The sequence below is a fragment of the Shewanella sp. genome (genome assembly GCF_048265805.1).
Taxonomy (GTDB): Bacteria; Pseudomonadota; Gammaproteobacteria; order Enterobacterales; family Shewanellaceae; genus Shewanella.
Genome location: NZ_JBLXAT010000003.1, coordinates 156,437 through 172,260 on the forward strand (window position 1 = coordinate 156,437; position 15,824 = coordinate 172,260).

The window sequence follows — 15,824 nt, forward strand, 5'->3', positions numbered from 1 at the left end:
CCTGCTATTTAGACCAACGGTACAACCAAGTTTCAACCTTGCCGATCCCTTGCGTATCAACTGGCTCAACCGCTGGCTGAGCAAATTGCAGTTCGGCGCGCAACTCTGATACCGTCGCATCGGCTGGATCAAATTGGAAGGTCAACCGATAACCACCATTGTGGCGATTCTCTTGTACCTGTACGTTACTGATCGCACCGTTTGAGGCTTCGACTTTGGCAGTCGGCATAGTTGCTGGACGCGGTGCACCATTCAACGAATAGTCAATTACAAATAGACGTTTTGGTGTTGGCTTCGCCACATCGGCGCGGCCGCTAGCGGTGCGTTCAACGGTCACGTTACCCGCTTTAACAGAAGGTTCTTCACCCCAGACTAAGCGATAGGCAAAACGGTATTCACCGCCGGCTTTCAAGGTATCCTTTGGACGCCAGAACATGACGATGTTGTCATGGATCTCTGCATCAGTTGGTATCTCAGTTAATACCACAGAACCTTGGCCCCAGTTGCCTAGTGGCTCGACCCACAAGCTCGGACGTTTTTCGTACTGCGCATTAATATCTTGATAAGCATTGTAGTTACGCTGGCGTTGGATTAGACCAAACCCTTGCGGAGCGTTGTCCATAAACGCGGAAATTTGCAGGTTACGTGGGTTAGCCAATGGACGCCACAGGCGTTCACTGCGGCCGTTTAGCATCAGCAAACCATCAGAATCATGCACTTCTGGACGGTAGTCGTCAGTGTTCTGACGGCCGTTCAATGAATGCAGGTACATACTGGTTCCCGGAGCCAACCCAACTTTTGCTAGGTCAACGCGCGGGTACAACACCGCTTCAACGTCCATTTGGGTGTTATCCCCTGGACGAACTGAGAACCGATAAGCACCAGTCACGCTTGGGCTGTCTAACAAGGCGTAGATCACCATCAAGTTAGAGTCCGCTTGCGGCTCTTCAATCCAGAATGCTTTAAATACCGGAAACTCTTCGCCTTCAGCGTCAGCGGTTTTCAAGGCTAAGCCTCGGGCTGAAATGCCGTAAGTATTGTTTTTACCTAATGCGCGAAAATAGGTAGCCCCCTGAAACACCAACAGCTCGTCGAAGTAATCAGGACGTTTGATTGGATAGTGCAAGCGGAAACCGCTGTAACCAATATCACCTTTTGGCAACGGCTGGTTAAACACACTACCCGCATTAAAGTATTCTGGGTTGTAGGCTAAATGTGTAGCTAAGTTACCGTTTACCAGCGCCAACTCCACTTTGCTTTTGTAGTAAAAGCCACGGTGAAACATCTGCATCTGATAAGGCAGTTTAGTGCCTTTCCAGATCGCCTCATCTGGGCGGAAATGGATATCGCGATATTGCTCGTAAGTCATATTGTTCAGCGGCGCTGGCAGGTTTTCTTCCGGCGCTTGATATGGCTTTTCAGATAAAGATTTAGCTAACCGTTTTACGGTGTCAGAGCTAAAGATACCACTCTTAGCAAATTGCGCTTTAATCGCATTGTCTGCTGGTTTGTCTTTTTCCATCGCCGCTGATTTAGGCGCCAAAACGGACTCGACTTTTCCTTCTTGGATCAATGGCGTTGTAGGATTAACGCTAGCAAAAGCGGTACTTGACAGTCCAATGGAGACCACAAGGGCCAAGACGTTTATTTTTCCGATTCTATTTAGCATCGATGACGAACCTTTTATACAAGATGGAAGCTCTGAATTAGCAGACAATTTTTGCCCCAAAAGTGGTGGGACTTTCAAAAAGAGAAAGGAAATAAAATACGCTAATAAGCTACTACTAAATCCAATGTAAATAAAGCGTTAGTAAGCATACTAATCAGCTAAATAATGAGCGGTTGTCGCATTTTCGCTGGGACTATCGCAAAGCGAACAGATTAGCGATACCTTCTTTGCCGCTTGTGACCAATTACATAAACAAACGGGCATATAATCCGATCTAGCGAGTAACACTGATTACATATTTTATTTTTATTTAACAAACAGTTCTTTTCAAAATTTCGTCTGGCGTGCTATTCAATTTAGGGAGTTTTAGCTTAACCACAGGTTAATGGCCTGACATAAATTGACATAACAGCCACATCATGAACGTAACTGTGTAATTAAGCGACAAAAAAGCCGATGTTTCCATCGGCTTTAGCGAGATGATGCCGCATCTACATATAAGTATATATGAGATTTATCGACACCTTAGAAGATGTTATTGCACAGTTTTACCTGTCCAACGATCCATCCAAGACAACACATTGGCATACCACTGCTCAAGGTTGTGAGGATTCAAAATCCAGTGATTTTCATCAGGGAAAATCAACAACTCGGATGGAATATCATTACGTTGCATGTATGAGAACGCCGCTAAGCCTTGATCGTAAGGCACACGGAAATCTTTCTCACCGTGGATGACTAGCATTGGCATCTTCCAGTTTTGCACGTAGTTGGCTGGGTTAAACTTCTCATACAGTTCTTTTGACTGCTCATAAGTGCCGCCAAACTCGTGTTCAGGAAACCATAACTCTTCAGTCACGTGGTACATAGAGCGCATGTCAAACAAGCCTGCGTGGTCAACCAAGCACTTGAAGCCGTCGCTCCAGTTGCCTTGGATCCAGTTCATCATGTAACCGCCGTATGAACCACCCAACGCACAGGCATTATTAGCATCAATCCAGTCCTGTTGCTTGGCTGCCGCCGCCAGACCTTTTTGCAGATCTTCTAACGGTTTACCGCCCCAATCTTTAGAGATTGAATCAGTAAAGGCTTGACCATAACCCGTTGAACCGTGGAAATCGACCATGACTACCGCATAACCGGCACCGGCCCATAACTCTGGGTTCCAACGCGAACTAAAGCTGTTGCCAAAAGAGCCTTGTGGGCCGCCGTGTACAAGGAAGGCTACGGGATATTTCTTGCCTTCTTCAAAGTTAGCGGGTTTCAACCAGTAACCGTACACTTCTTCGTTGTTCCAACCTTTAAAGCTGAATTGGCCAAAATCACCAAACTTGATCTTGTCCAATTTGGCGCGGTTTACATTGGTCAGACGTTGTAAGTCTTGACCATCCATATTCATCGACCACAGATCGCCCGGCTCAACCAATGATGAGTGACGGATAATCAAACGGTCACCCGCCATGCCGATGAGGCTGTTGCTACCATCGTTATATAGTGGGCGTACGTCGCCAAATTGGGTGTTGATGGCAAACACGGATACTTGTCCAACATCTTGAGCAGTCACGTACAAGGTGTTGTTATCTTTACCAAAGCTCAACGACGATGGGCTGCGATCCCACAACGGTGCCACTTCTTTGGTTTGGCCAGTAACCGTATCACGCAACATGATGCCGAAACGGTCAGCTTCAAAGCCCGGGCGTTTCATCGCCAGATACGCCATGTAGCGGCCATCATCTGAAAATACCGCTTGAGAATCCCACGCGAGGTTATCTTCAGTCAGATTGATAGTTTCACCACCGGTTGCAGGCACTTGCCACAAATCGTAGTTCGTGGTCCACGCTTGATCTTTTGATGGCGCTTTCGCACTATAAATTACGTAGTTGCTGTCGGTGGAGAATGTCACTTCTTCCATACCAGCAAAAGGTTTTGGCGGCGTTTCAGTATCGCGGCCTTGGGTCACATCGACAGTGTCACCCAACTTACCATCAACAATTGGCGCCACAATCAAATGGCTACGCGCATGGTCAAACCATGTATCCCAGTGACGAACCATCAATTGGCTGTATTCACGGCCCGTCGATTTACGTTCTGATTCCGCTTTGAACTTATCCGCCGAGCACTGCAATGTTGGGCATTCAGGAAATACGCGAATGCTCATGACGACACGCTTACCATCGTTAGACAGTTTGTAACCTTCAATATCTAGCGGTAAGTCAGATACCTGACGCGCTTCACCACCGTTCAGTGGCAGTTGATAAAGTTGGCTACTGCCATTACGTGCAGCCACAAAATAGATGCTGTTGTCATCACTGCTAAACGCCACGTCATGCTCAGTACCTGCGGCACTGGTCAGGCGGTAGGGTTTAGCATCTTTATGAGTTAAATCGAGTAGGTAAAGATCGGAATCGCCCTTGCCTGTATCGTCTACGGTTTTCAAACCATAAATCAATTTACTGCCGTCATGCGACACTGCAACAGAGTGCAGTTTATTAAGCTTAACCAGATCTTGCACAGTGAAAGGTGTTTTATCTGCAGCGCTGGCTGCGAGCGAAACACCTGCCGCTAAAAGCGCTACACCAAGTTTGTTGATTTTCATTTATTGCTCTTCTTAAGGAGTTTAATTTAAGTCAATAAAAAGGGGCCATTGCGGCCCCTTCGAGGAAGCTCTATTACTTGGCCTCTTGGATCTTCACTTTCCAAACAGCCGGACCAATATCGTGAGCGTTAACCCCGTTGGAGTCAACCGCTACAGTAACAGGCATGTCCTCGACATCAAATTCATAAATCGCTTCCATACCAAGATCTTCGAAGGCGATCACGCGGGCTTTCTTAATCGCTTTTGATACCAGATAGGCTGCACCACCAACCGCCATTAAATACACCGCTTTGTGGTTTTTGATTGACTCAACAGTGGCTGGGCCACGTTCGGCCTTACCGATCATGCCCATCAGCCCGGTTTGTGACAGCATCATCTCGGTAAACTTATCCATACGGGTACTGGTGGTTGGGCCTGCTGGGCCAACGACTTCAGTACCAACCGGATCAACCGGTCCCACGTAGTAAATAAACTTACCTTTAAAATCGACGCCTTTCGGCAGCCCTTCGCCACTTTCTAATAAGCTTTGAATACGTTTATGCGCCGCATCACGCCCTGTCAGCATTTTGCCAGACAACAGTAACGTGTCACCGCTTTGCCAACTTTCAATGTCAGCTTGGGTAACGGTATCAAGATTCACGCGACGAGTATTCTCACCCGCTTCACGGGTGATCTCAGGCCAGTCGGCGAGCGATGGCACAGGCAGTTCTGCTGGACCGCTACCATCTAAATGGAAATGTACGTGGCGGGTGGCCGCGCAGTTAGGGATCATCACCACCGGTTTTGACGCAGCATGTGTCGGCGCGGTTTTAATTTTAACGTCCAGCACCGTAGTTAAACCGCCAAGACCTTGTGCACCGATACCTAAGTTATTGGCACGCTCGAAGATTTCTAAACGCAGTTTTTCTTCAGTGGTTTCCGCGCCTTTAGCTTGCAGAGCGTGAATATCTACACTTTCCATCAAAGCTTCTTTAGCCATTACCGCCGCCTTTTCAGCCGTACCACCAATGCCGATACCAAGCATGCCCGGAGGACACCAACCCGCGCCCATCGTTGGCAGCGTTTTCTCCACCCATGCAGCGACATCGTCCGATGGATTGAGCATCACCATTTTGGATTTATTTTCAGAACCACCGCCTTTGGCCGCAATCGCAACTTCAATATGATCGCCAGCTACCGACACAATATGCACCACTGCGGGGGCGTTATCACGGGTGTTTTTACGGCTACCCGCAGGATCGGCAACGATTGATGCACGTAAGGTGTTATCGCTATTGGTATACGCGCGACGAGTTCCCTCATCCACCATCTGTTGGATGGTCATATCGGTTTTATCCCACTGTACGCCCATACCCACGTAGACAAAGCAGGTGACAATGCCCGTGTCTTGGCACAACGGACGGTGACCTTCTGCCGACATACGCGAGTTAATTAAGATCTGGGCAATCGCATCTTTAGCGGCGGGATTTTGTTCGCGCTCGTAGGCTTCCGCCATAGCATCGATGAAATCTTTCGGGTGGTAATACGAGATATATTGCAGTGCATCGGCAATACTGTCGATGAAGTCGGCTTGCTTAATAACAGACATGTTTGCGCTCCATAGCATCGCTGCCCTTCGCCTTCATGGTGCTGCTTAACCTTGTTCCCCAGCAACAGATTAAGCAGGGATGAAGATAGCTGCCATTGCACGAAAAACTGGCAGTAAACACGTTAAATAACGCGAAGTTACCAAAGGCAGATTGGTTCTTGGTATAGGTTGGCGGTTATAATAACCTCTCACCACAGTTTGGGCTACATCACATTTTAGGTTGTAAAAAGGATGTCCGACATCTCAGTTTCGACAAATAGTCATCATTTATTTCTGCCTTGGCAACTCAGCACTGTCCGTGTTTTCAGTGCGTTACGTCAATTATCATACGCTGTGTTACTCGATTCAGCCGATGCCAATCATGCCGATGCACGCTTCGATATCATCGCTGCTGAACCGCTAGCCAAGGTGTCAACTACGACTAAAGACGGTATCGAACTATGCCAAGTGCAGCATTTTGATACAGCTGGCAAGCTCACCCATCAAACTGAAACGACGCAAGAACCACTTGCAGTTGTCCATGAACAACTCACCCATTACTTTCCGCAGCCGCTGGCAAGCACACTGCCGTTCAGTGGCGGCGCCATTATGGCGATGAGTTATGACCTCGGCCGACACTACGAACAGTTACCCAGCCATGCAATCGACGACTTAGCCTTTCCAGCTTTGGCGGCAGGCATCTATGCATGGGCTTTAATACGGGATAGCCAACAACCTGTTGGGCAACAATGGCAATTAGTGAGCGGTAACGCCGAGATGGATCTATCTGCCCTCGCCGCTCGGTTGCAGCGCCTTATTGATAATGCAGCGCCACAATTCGCCGATTTCCGCCTAACTTCCGCTTGGCAAACTCAGCTCACTAAAGCGCAATATTTAGCCAAGTTTGCGCAAATTCAGGACTATTTGCACAGCGGTGACTGTTACCAAATCAACCTAACGCAACGGTTTAATGCCGCTTACCAAGGCGATGAATGGCTGGCGTATCAACTGTTGCGGGCAAGCAATGCGGCTCCGTTCTCCGCGTTTTTCCAATGGGATGGTTTAAGCGTGCTGTCGATTTCACCAGAGCGTTTTTTAAAACTCAGTGAACGCGGCGAGATTGAAACCAAACCAATTAAAGGCACCGCCCCTCGTTCAGCAGATTCGACACAAGATGCGCAATTAGCAGACGAACTGCAGCAATCGGAGAAAAACCGCGCCGAGAACTTAATGATCGTTGATCTACTACGCAACGATATTGGCAAAGTCGCGGCTGCTGGCAGTGTCAGCGTGCCGGCACTGTTCGCCATTGAGAGTTTTCCAGCGGTACACCATCTGGTGAGTACCGTGACCGCCCAACTGCCAGCCAACTTACACGCAAGTGATTTGTTACGTGCTGCGTTTCCCGGAGGCTCGATTACTGGAGCACCAAAGATCCGCGCCATGGAAATTATTGACGAACTAGAACCATCACGGCGCAGCATCTATTGCGGCTCTATTGGCTATATCAGTCAAGATGGCAGCATGGATAGCAGCATTACGATCCGCACCTTGCTCGGCCAGCAAGGTCAACTATATTGCTGGGCTGGGGGGGGGATTGTCGCTGATTCCGAAGGCGAGGCGGAATATCAAGAAACGTTTGATAAAGTCAGTAAGATTCTGCCAATCTTATCGCCGCCAACCGCAAATTAGGATAATTAGCCCCATGGAAAATCTGGCGCAACTGCGTACCCGTTTTGCCTTAAGTGCGACTCCGCAGCCGCGCCGAGTGGCAACCGAAGGCATTAGATTGCGCTCAGCGGCCGTATTATTAGCCTTTTATCAAACCGAACGTGGCGTGGAGTTGTTACTGACCGAGCGCCCCACGCACCTCAAGGCGCATCCAGGGCAGATAGCGTTTCCTGGTGGTAAACCGGAGCCACAAGACAATAACATTATCGCTACTGCGCTGCGGGAAGCATGGGAAGAAGTGGCGTTAGCACCGCAACAGGTGGAAGTGCTCGGCTGCTTGCCGGAACACCACACCTTAACTGGGTTTAGTATCACGCCTGTGGTGGGGTTGGTACATGAAGCGTTTACGCCGATATTAGATGCTAATGAGGTGGCCGACAGTTTTAGTGTCCCGCTGGCTTTTCTACTGGCGCCTCAACATCGTAAAACCTTATGGTTTTCGCGTCGGCAGCACCCAACGCCGATCACCTTTATTCCCTACCAACAGCGGTTGATTTGGGGCGCAACGGCAGCCATCATTGATACTTTCTGCCGTCAATTAGATTAAGAAACGTAGATACAGACCAGAAGTGATCGAAATCAATAATAGTAATGGGATATTAAACCAGTAGCCCATGCGGCTATGACTGGCGCAGTACCAGTTCACCAACAAACTCAGCAAACTAATCACCGCGCAGCTCCAGATGATCTGTTCCAGATGAGCCGTTGCTACTGGCTCCCAGCGCAACCTCACCTGCACGCCACGGCTGAGAAAGTAGCCCACTTGTCTGTCTGGGCGAGCCTCGTCAAATATCAGCAGCGCGTATACAGCTAGCCCCCAGCCAACAATTGACAAGGCGGCCAACAACAATTGCAACACGCGCAACTTGTTCATTTAAGACTCCTACCACATAAAATCCTTGATCAACATGAAGAATACCTTTTTCAGCTTGAGAAAAGCCACCAGCAAGGTAATATGAACCTCCAAATTTTTTTGCTGTGTGATCAAAATAGGTGTTGTCGCGCGTTTATGCCAGTAACACCAAGAACAGGCAGTGTTTTATTTCAGTGGAGTTCAAAGCAATAATGAGTGTTGCATCTGTCGCATCTGTATTTAAAGGTGAGCATCCGGTAGGTAGCGAAGTCACAGTACGTGGCTGGGTTCGTACACGCCGTGATTCAAAAGCTGGGATCTCATTCCTCGCGGTTTATGATGGTTCTTGTTTCGATCCAATCCAGGGCGTAGTGCCTAACAGCTTGCCAAATTACAATGACGAAGTGCTGCACTTAACGGCTGGTTGCTCCGTAGTTGTGACGGGTGAAGTTGTTGAAAGCCCAGGTGCTGGCCAAGACTTTGAACTGCAAGTTACTAAGGTTGAAGTTACTGGTTGGGTAGAAGATCCTGATACTTACCCAATGGCAGCAAAACGCCACAGCGTTGAGCACTTGCGTGAATTGGCGCACTTGCGTCCACGTACCAATATCATGGGGGCAGTTATGCGTGTGCGTAACTGTCTATCTCAAGCAATTCACCGCTTTTACCACGAAAACGGTTTTATCTGGGTATCAACGCCGTTGATCACCGCTTCTGACTGTGAAGGCGCGGGTGAAATGTTCCGTGTTTCGACACTGGATATGGAAAACCTGCCACGCACCGCTGACGGTAAAGTGGATTACGACAAAGACTTCTTCGGTAAAGAAGCCTTCCTGACCGTATCTGGCCAGTTGAACGGCGAAACTTACGCCTGTGCTTTGTCAAAAATCTACACCTTTGGCCCTACCTTCCGCGCAGAAAACTCCAACACTAGCCGTCACTTGGCGGAGTTCTGGATGGTTGAACCTGAAGTAGCGTTTGCCGAGTTAGATGATGTTGCAGGTTTGGCAGAAAAGATGCTGAAGTACTGCTTCAACGCAGTATTGGCAGAACGCCGTGATGACTTAGCGTTCTTTGCACAACGTGTAGACAAAGGCGTTATTGAACGCTTAGAAAACTTCGTCAGCAGCGATTTTGCACAAGTGGATTACACCGATGCAGTGACTATTCTGCAAAACTGCGGTAAGACGTTTGAATACCCAGTTGAATGGGGTATTGACCTGCAATCAGAGCACGAACGTTATCTGGCAGAAGAGCACTTCAAAGCCCCTGTGGTAGTAAAAAACTATCCAAAAGATATCAAAGCGTTCTACATGCGTCTTAACGAAGACGGTAAAACCGTGGCGGCAATGGACGTATTGGCCCCAGGCATTGGTGAAATCATCGGTGGTTCACAACGTGAAGAACGTTTGGACGTACTGGACGCTCGTATGGCGGAGATGGATCTGAACCCAGAAGATTACTGGTGGTATCGTGACCTGCGCCGTTATGGTACCGTACCGCATTCAGGTTTCGGTTTAGGTTTCGAACGTCTGGTGTCTTATGTGACTGGCGTGAGCAACATTCGTGACGTGATCCCGTTCCCTCGGGCACCGCGTACAGCGAACTTCTAAGCTACGCAAAAACGCGCCTCGTGCGCGTTTTTACTTTAATAAGGGCGCGATATGTCTCACAGTCGCGCCTTTATTATCACAGTAAAGTTCTATCGTGCATATTTAGCGGAGAGTTACCGTGGCAAACGATGAAATTCAACGGTTTACCGTTTCCCTACCCCAATCACTATTTGAAGAGATTGAAACTGATATCGCCTCTCGTGGTTATCAATCGCGTTCTGAATATATTCGCGATCTGTTCCGCGACCGCATCGTGGATAAACAGTGGAATGACAGCGTTGAAGATGTGGTGGGTGTACTGACGCTGATTTTCGATCATCATCAACGAGGTTTGTCAGAAAAGTTGATTGAGATACAACACCATCACTTAGTGCACATTCTGTGTAGTACCCATGTGCACATCGATCACCACCGCTGCTTGGAAACGATTATTTTGAAAGGCCAAGCTAAAGAGGTAAATCATCTGGTGAACCAGATTTCGGCGCTTAAAGGCGTTAATCTTGCTCGCCTTAGCCGCGCCGGTGTAGTTTAAGCATTTAATTTTTTGGGTTGTGCTAATGGCAGATATATTCGAACATCCAGCCCACGTGGTTTACCAGGGTGAATGTCTAACAGGCCATGGTGCAACTCAACAATCTGCGCACAAATAGATAACCCTAAGCCTGAGCCTGAAACTTTCTCCCCTGCCGCCCGGAAAAAGCGCTCTTTGATTTGCAGGCAATCTACTTCACTGAGTCCTGGCCCTGAGTCCAACACTTGAATCACCGCCATCTGCTCTTTCGTGTCTGCCCAAGTCCGAATACTAATTGGGCTGAAGCCTTGCGAGTATTTACAGGCGTTTTCAATAATATTTTTAAACACCAACTTGAGATAGAAACCATCGCCGTTAGCTTTAAGATTTGCGGCAAAATCTAGCTGCCAGTCATAAGGTTCAATAATCGGCAGAAGATCGTTCAAAACTTCATTAATCAGTTGTTCCGGCGACACCGCCTCAACGTTTAAGCCTGCTAACGAATCAACCCGCGATAGCAGTAATAACTGCTCGATGGTGTGGCTGATCTGCACAATGCCTTTATCGATAGCGGCATGGTGCAGCTGCAATTCGGCGGGATCTTGCGTCTGCTCAAGGCCTTGGTGGTGCAACTTGATAATCGCTAGTGGCGTTTTTAACTCGTGGGCGGCATCACCACTAAATTTGCGTTCACGCACCATCGCATCGCCGATACGCTCAATGTAACCATTCATCGCATCACGTACTGGCACTAACTCGCTCGGCAATTTCATATGAATGGGCGTCAGGTCGGCGGGAGAACGCTGTAGCAATCGGCGCGCTAGCTCTTGTACCGGTTCAAACAACCAATATGACAGGAAAATCATCAACAGTGCGACCAGCGGAAAGATAATCGCTGGTCCCAAAACGCTATTGCCCATGATCTGATCAACCAGTTCTTGGCGTACATCATTACGTTGGCCAGTAATAATCCAGACATCAGTCGCTTTCGAATAATAGGTATACAAGTGCCATAGGCGATGACCCATGGTGATTTCACGATAACCTACTTTAAACTCGGTCATTGGTGATGGCAGGCTGTTGGCTGAACGCACTAACAACTGCCCGTTAGGATTCCAAATCTGAATGGCGAGCTTCTGTTCATAGGCCAAAGACTCGGCGTTGGCATCTTGGTGAAATGTTTCATACTTCGCTGGCGTGATTTCAAGTAATAACGGATGCTCAACCAAGTTTTCGCGATGATCTTTCGGTTGGGCACCGTAGAACATTTCCATCATTTTGGCGCTTTGAAGCATCTGCGCATCAAACAGCTCTTCAATCTGCTGCTCAGAGTCGTGGGTACTCAACCAAGTGGAGATACCAATAGACAGCGAGATGCCAAGCAGCATCACGCCGATCATGGTTAAACGCAGTGACATAGTTACTCCACCTCAGCCAAGGTATAACCGATACCGCGAATGGTTTTAATCAGCTCGGTGGTGGTTTTCTTGCGTAGGTGATGAATATGCACCTCGATGGAGTTACTACCGACTTCATCCCAGCCGTAGGTTAGCTGCTCAAGTTGACCGCGGGTTAATACCCGCCCAGCCGATTGCGCCAGCTCTAACAACAGTTGAAATTCACGTCTTGATAGCTGAATGGTTTCACCACGAAAAGAGACATCGTGGGTGTTTAAGTCCATCGATAACGAACCAACTTCCAGCTTGTTTTCCGCCATGCCGTGATGACGACGCACAATGGCCTTAACCCGTGCCACCAGCTCGCGCACATCAAACGGCTTAGCAAGGTAGTCGTCCGCGCCAATATCAAGACAGGCAAGTTTAGTATCAAAGTCAGTATTGGCCGTCAGCACTATGGTAGGAATATCAATGCCACGTCGGCGCCACTGTTGCAGCAAACTGCGACCGTTACCATCTGGCAGCCCTAAGTCCAACACGATGGCGCTTAGCGCTTCATTCAACACCGCGGCTTCCGCTTGTTTGATGGTGGTCACATGGTCCACCTGAATATCCAGCTTTTCAAGGCTAAGCCGCAGGCCTTGGGCGAGTAAATCGTTATCTTCAATCAACAGTATGCGCATAATAAGAGCTTCTTATTCACGAACAAAAAGGAAGATCACACTGCATGGCGGTAGCACCATTAATAGCGTGACCAATAATCTCTGTGATGTTTGAGCATCAGTCTGATAATTGGTTCAAAACGCAGCATTTTTAACCTAATTCTAATGATTGTTGATCCGGATCAATATTTCATTAGTTACATTGCCTAGATTGTCACCATTCGTCTTAATTCATGATCGATCTCACCTTTTCCCGAGCTCGCCATTCTTGAATGACTGTACCTTTCCTAGAGTTTGAAGCGGTCCTGCCGCTTCGGTGTGACGCTACGCCTTTCGCGACGTGCGTATTGAGCAATATCAATAAATTAAGGTTAATCCATGGATACACATGCAGCGCTCTTTGAGCAAGGCAGACTACGGCTGGACGCCCTCAGGCAATTGCCTCCACGTCAGCAGGAATCACTCAAAGATAAAATGTTAGATCACGGCGTTACTCGCCGTGAATTTCTCCAATGGAGCGCCTCAGTGACTGCACTGTTGGCACTTCCGCTTCCTTTTAGCAGCTTAGTGGCAGAGGCCGCTGAACTTGCTGACCGCGTGCCTCTGGTTTGGCTGCACATGGCCGAATGTACGGGGTGCTCTGAGTCACTTACTCGCGCCGATACGCCCGACCTCGATACGCTGATTTTCGATCATATCTCGCTTGAATATCACGAAACCTTGATGGCGGCCGCAGGTTGGCAAGCAGAGGAAAATCTTGAACATGCGTTGAGCAAATTTCACGGCAACTATTTGTTGGCAGTCGAGGGCGCGGTACCAACCGCCAATAACGGTGCATTTCTGACGGTGGGCTGCAAAGGCAAAACCGGGTTAGCGTTAGTTAAAGAAGCAGCGGCTGGCGCGGCGGCGATCATCTCCGTGGGCACTTGTTCCTCTTTTGGTGGCGTGCAAGCCGCTGCACCAAATCCAACCGGAGCTAAGGGGGTACATGAAGTGATTGATCGTACCGTGATCAACCTTGGTGGTTGCCCGCCGAGCGAGAAAAATATCGTCGGAACACTGATGTACTTTGTCATGTTTGGTCGCCTACCTGCACTTGACATGTTTAACCGTCCTAAATGGGCATATGGCGCGCGGGTGCATGATAACTGTGAACGTCGCGGTCACTTCGACTCAGGTGAATTTGTCGAAGAGTTTAGTGACAACAATGCGAAAGACGGCTACTGCCTCTACAAAGTCGGTTGTAAAGGCCCTTATACCTACAACAACTGTCCAACAGAACGCTTTAATGGTCACGTAAGTTGGCCCGTGCTGGCGGGACATGGTTGTATCGGTTGCTCCGAACCCAACTTTTGGGATGACATGGCCGATTTTGAAAAACCTCTTGGAAGACAGCTGCTGCATGGCTTAGACGCCAGCGCTGACACCGTTGGCGCGGTAATTATAGGCGCAGCAGTTATCGGTATCGGCGCCCATGCGGTGGCCAGTTTGTTTGCTCATTCCAAAGAGGATTAATCAATGAATCAACGTGTTGTTATCGACCCAATTACTCGTATTGAGGGTCATCTACGTATCGAAGTGGAAGTAGACGAGCAAAACGTCATCCAAAAAGCGTGGGCATCATCTACGCTCTGGCGCGGTATTGAGGTCATTCTTAAAGGTCGCACACCAATGGATGTCGGACTACTGGTGCAACGCATCTGTGGCGTCTGTACTTATTCGCACTATCGTTGTGGTACCGAAGCCGTAGAGAACGCGCTTGGGGTGCAGATACCACTCAATGCCAAATATCTGCGTTCACTGATGATGAGCGCCCTGCACTATCACGACCATATTGTGCACTTCTATCATCTGCATGCGTTGGATTGGGTTGATGTGGTGTCGGCACTGAGTGCTGATCCCGCCAGAGCGGCGCAAATTGCCCTGCAATACACGGATGAACCTCTGGCGGCAGGCGAAGGTGATTTACGTGCCGTACAAAAACGCGTCCAAGGTTTTGTCGATAAAGGCCGGATGGGGCCATTTGCTAACGCTTATTGGGGCAATAAGACTTACCGTTTTTCACCAGAACAAAACCTGATCGCCCTGTCTCACTATCTCAAAGGGCTTGAAGTACAGCGCATTGCGGCCGAAATGATGGCCATTTTTGGCGGTAAACAACCGCATCCACAATCAGTGGTTGTCGGTGGCGTCACCTCGGTACGTGATATGTTAAGCCCGGCACGACTGCAAGAGTGGCAGGCTAAACACGCCATTGTGCGCGATTTTATCAAACGTGCTTACCATCCTGACATTCGCATGGCTGCCGATGCTTTTAGCGGTGAAGCTTCAGTACTGGGGGGCGTCAACGTGCATAACTTTATCTGCACCAACGAGTTTTATGGTGCCGATGGTCAGTATCTGTATCAGCAAGGGGTGATCCACAATGGCGATTTAACCAAAGTGGCCGATGTTGACCCAAGTTTGATTGCCGAAGACGTGACCCACTCTTGGTACACTGCAGACAAACCTCAGCATCCGTATGATGGCACCACCATTCCCAACTACACCGGTTTTGTCGAACGCGATACCATCTACGGCAAACTGCCCGCGATTAATGAGGCCGAGAAATATAGCTGGGTCAAATCACCACGCTATAACGGTGAAGCGATGGAAGTCGGTCCACTGGCCTGCTTGTTAGTGAACTATGCCCGCGGTAACCCAAAAGTGGTTAATGCAGTCAATAGCTTCTTAAATGAAACGGGCCTGCCAGTGGAGGCGCTGTACACTACCTTAGGACGTACCGCAGCGCGGATGATCGAAACTGAGATATTGGCTGATGAATGCCACGCTATTTTTGATGCACTCATCACCAATATTGCCAGCGATGAAACGCTTTACGTCAAACCCAAGATTGATCCGAATAAAGAGTACGTCGGTCACGCCTTTATTGAAGCGCCCCGCGGTATGCTGAGTCATTGGGTGCGTATCAAGCATGGTGTAGTTGAGAACTATCAAGCGGTGGTGCCAACCACATGGAATGCGGGCCCGATGGACGCTAATGGCAACATCGGCCCCTATGAAGCCTCATTGTTGGGATTAAAGCTTGAAGATCCGACCAAGCCGTTAGAGGTGCTGCGAATCATCCACTCATTCGACCCATGCATGGCCTGTTCAGTACATATGATGGATTACCAAGGTCAATCATTGGGTGAATTCCGTGTCGGCCCAACTGCCGCTTAAGGA

Annotated in this window: 12 protein-coding genes; 6 read left to right on the forward strand and 6 right to left on the reverse strand. The window is 48.8% G+C overall.

Annotated elements, in window-relative coordinates; genetic code table 11:
• Positions 1-4: 4 nt before the first annotated feature.
• The 3 genes from ACN0TT_RS03130 to ACN0TT_RS03140 form a co-directional block, all read right to left on the reverse strand.
• Positions 5-1,669, reverse strand: a complete 1,665-nt coding sequence (locus ACN0TT_RS03130; RefSeq protein ID WP_417760684.1) for a glucan biosynthesis protein G — start codon at positions 1,667-1,669, stop codon at positions 5-7.
• 535 nt (positions 1,670-2,204) lie between these two features.
• Positions 2,205-4,265: a prolyl oligopeptidase family serine peptidase gene (locus ACN0TT_RS03135; protein ID WP_417760685.1), complete on the reverse strand. Its 2,061-nt coding sequence runs from the start codon at positions 4,263-4,265 to the stop codon at positions 2,205-2,207.
• Between the two features lie 73 nt (positions 4,266-4,338).
• Positions 4,339-5,853: a fumarate hydratase gene (locus ACN0TT_RS03140; protein ID WP_417760686.1), complete on the reverse strand. Its 1,515-nt coding sequence runs from the start codon at positions 5,851-5,853 to the stop codon at positions 4,339-4,341.
• 231 nt (positions 5,854-6,084) lie between these two features.
• On the opposite strand from ACN0TT_RS03140, the gene pabB reads away from it, so the two are divergent.
• Positions 6,085-7,524 carry an aminodeoxychorismate synthase component I gene (gene pabB / locus ACN0TT_RS03145; RefSeq protein WP_417760687.1) on the forward strand — a complete coding sequence of 480 codons (1,440 nt, stop codon included), beginning with the start codon at positions 6,085-6,087 and terminating at the stop codon, positions 7,522-7,524.
• Between the two features lie 13 nt (positions 7,525-7,537).
• Complete coding sequence (locus ACN0TT_RS03150) at positions 7,538-8,110, forward strand: CoA pyrophosphatase (protein WP_417760688.1); 573 nt, start codon at positions 7,538-7,540, stop codon at positions 8,108-8,110.
• Here ACN0TT_RS03150 and ACN0TT_RS03155 read toward each other — a convergent pair.
• Positions 8,102-8,437, reverse strand: a complete 336-nt coding sequence (locus tag ACN0TT_RS03155; RefSeq protein WP_417760689.1) for a hypothetical protein — start codon at positions 8,435-8,437, stop codon at positions 8,102-8,104. The genes ACN0TT_RS03150 and ACN0TT_RS03155 overlap by 9 nt on opposite strands.
• A 191-nt stretch (positions 8,438-8,628) precedes the next feature.
• On the opposite strand from ACN0TT_RS03155, the gene asnS reads away from it, so the two are divergent.
• On the forward strand, positions 8,629-10,029 hold the full coding sequence (asnS, locus tag ACN0TT_RS03160) for an asparagine--tRNA ligase (protein ID WP_417760690.1): 1,401 nt from the start codon (positions 8,629-8,631) through the stop codon (positions 10,027-10,029).
• A gap of 118 nt (positions 10,030-10,147) precedes the next feature.
• Positions 10,148-10,561 carry a nickel-responsive transcriptional regulator NikR gene (gene nikR / locus ACN0TT_RS03165; protein WP_417760691.1) on the forward strand — a complete coding sequence of 138 codons (414 nt, stop codon included), beginning with the start codon at positions 10,148-10,150 and terminating at the stop codon, positions 10,559-10,561.
• On the opposite strand, the gene ACN0TT_RS03170 is transcribed toward nikR, so the two are convergent.
• Positions 10,558-11,958, reverse strand: coding sequence for an ATP-binding protein (locus ACN0TT_RS03170; protein ID WP_417760692.1), 1,401 nt, complete (start codon positions 11,956-11,958; stop codon positions 10,558-10,560). The two genes, nikR and ACN0TT_RS03170, sit on opposite strands and share 4 nt — an antisense overlap.
• Positions 11,959-11,960: 2 nt before the next feature.
• A complete protein-coding gene (locus ACN0TT_RS03175) occupies positions 11,961-12,620 on the reverse strand; it encodes a response regulator (RefSeq protein WP_417760693.1) in 660 nt (219 codons plus the stop codon).
• Positions 12,621-12,977: 357 nt separating this feature from the next.
• Here ACN0TT_RS03175 and hyaA point away from each other — a divergent pair, with 357 nt between their 5' ends.
• Together hyaA and ACN0TT_RS03185 are read left to right on the forward strand one after the other, a co-directional pair.
• The gene (gene hyaA, locus ACN0TT_RS03180) at positions 12,978-14,114 is read left to right on the forward strand and encodes a nickel-dependent hydrogenase small subunit (protein WP_417760694.1); all 1,137 of its coding nucleotides are present in this window, start codon (positions 12,978-12,980) and stop codon (positions 14,112-14,114) included.
• A gap of 3 nt (positions 14,115-14,117) precedes the next feature.
• Positions 14,118-15,821 carry a nickel-dependent hydrogenase large subunit gene (locus ACN0TT_RS03185; RefSeq protein ID WP_417760695.1) on the forward strand — a complete coding sequence of 568 codons (1,704 nt, stop codon included), beginning with the start codon at positions 14,118-14,120 and terminating at the stop codon, positions 15,819-15,821.
• Positions 15,822-15,824: the final 3 nt, after the last annotated feature.

What these genes read in the sequence shown, in the direction of transcription:
- ACN0TT_RS03135 (WP_417760685.1), bottom strand. Translation starts at nt 4,265, where the DNA reads ATGAAAATCAACAAACTTGGTGTAGCGCTTTTAGCGGCAGGTGTTTCG.
- ACN0TT_RS03150 (WP_417760688.1), top strand. Translation starts at nt 7,538, where the DNA reads ATGGAAAATCTGGCGCAACTGCGTACCCGTTTTGCCTTAAGTGCGACT.
- pabB (WP_417760687.1), top strand. Translation starts at nt 6,085, where the DNA reads ATGTCCGACATCTCAGTTTCGACAAATAGTCATCATTTATTTCTGCCT.
- hyaA (WP_417760694.1), top strand. Translation starts at nt 12,978, where the DNA reads ATGGATACACATGCAGCGCTCTTTGAGCAAGGCAGACTACGGCTGGAC.
- ACN0TT_RS03130 (WP_417760684.1), bottom strand. Translation starts at nt 1,669, where the DNA reads ATGCTAAATAGAATCGGAAAAATAAACGTCTTGGCCCTTGTGGTCTCC.
- ACN0TT_RS03140 (WP_417760686.1), bottom strand. Translation starts at nt 5,853, where the DNA reads ATGTCTGTTATTAAGCAAGCCGACTTCATCGACAGTATTGCCGATGCA.
- ACN0TT_RS03170 (WP_417760692.1), bottom strand. Translation starts at nt 11,958, where the DNA reads ATGTCACTGCGTTTAACCATGATCGGCGTGATGCTGCTTGGCATCTCG.
- ACN0TT_RS03175 (WP_417760693.1), bottom strand. Translation starts at nt 12,620, where the DNA reads ATGCGCATACTGTTGATTGAAGATAACGATTTACTCGCCCAAGGCCTG.
- ACN0TT_RS03185 (WP_417760695.1), top strand. Translation starts at nt 14,118, where the DNA reads ATGAATCAACGTGTTGTTATCGACCCAATTACTCGTATTGAGGGTCAT.
- ACN0TT_RS03155 (WP_417760689.1), bottom strand. Translation starts at nt 8,437, where the DNA reads ATGAACAAGTTGCGCGTGTTGCAATTGTTGTTGGCCGCCTTGTCAATT.
- asnS (WP_417760690.1), top strand. Translation starts at nt 8,629, where the DNA reads ATGAGTGTTGCATCTGTCGCATCTGTATTTAAAGGTGAGCATCCGGTA.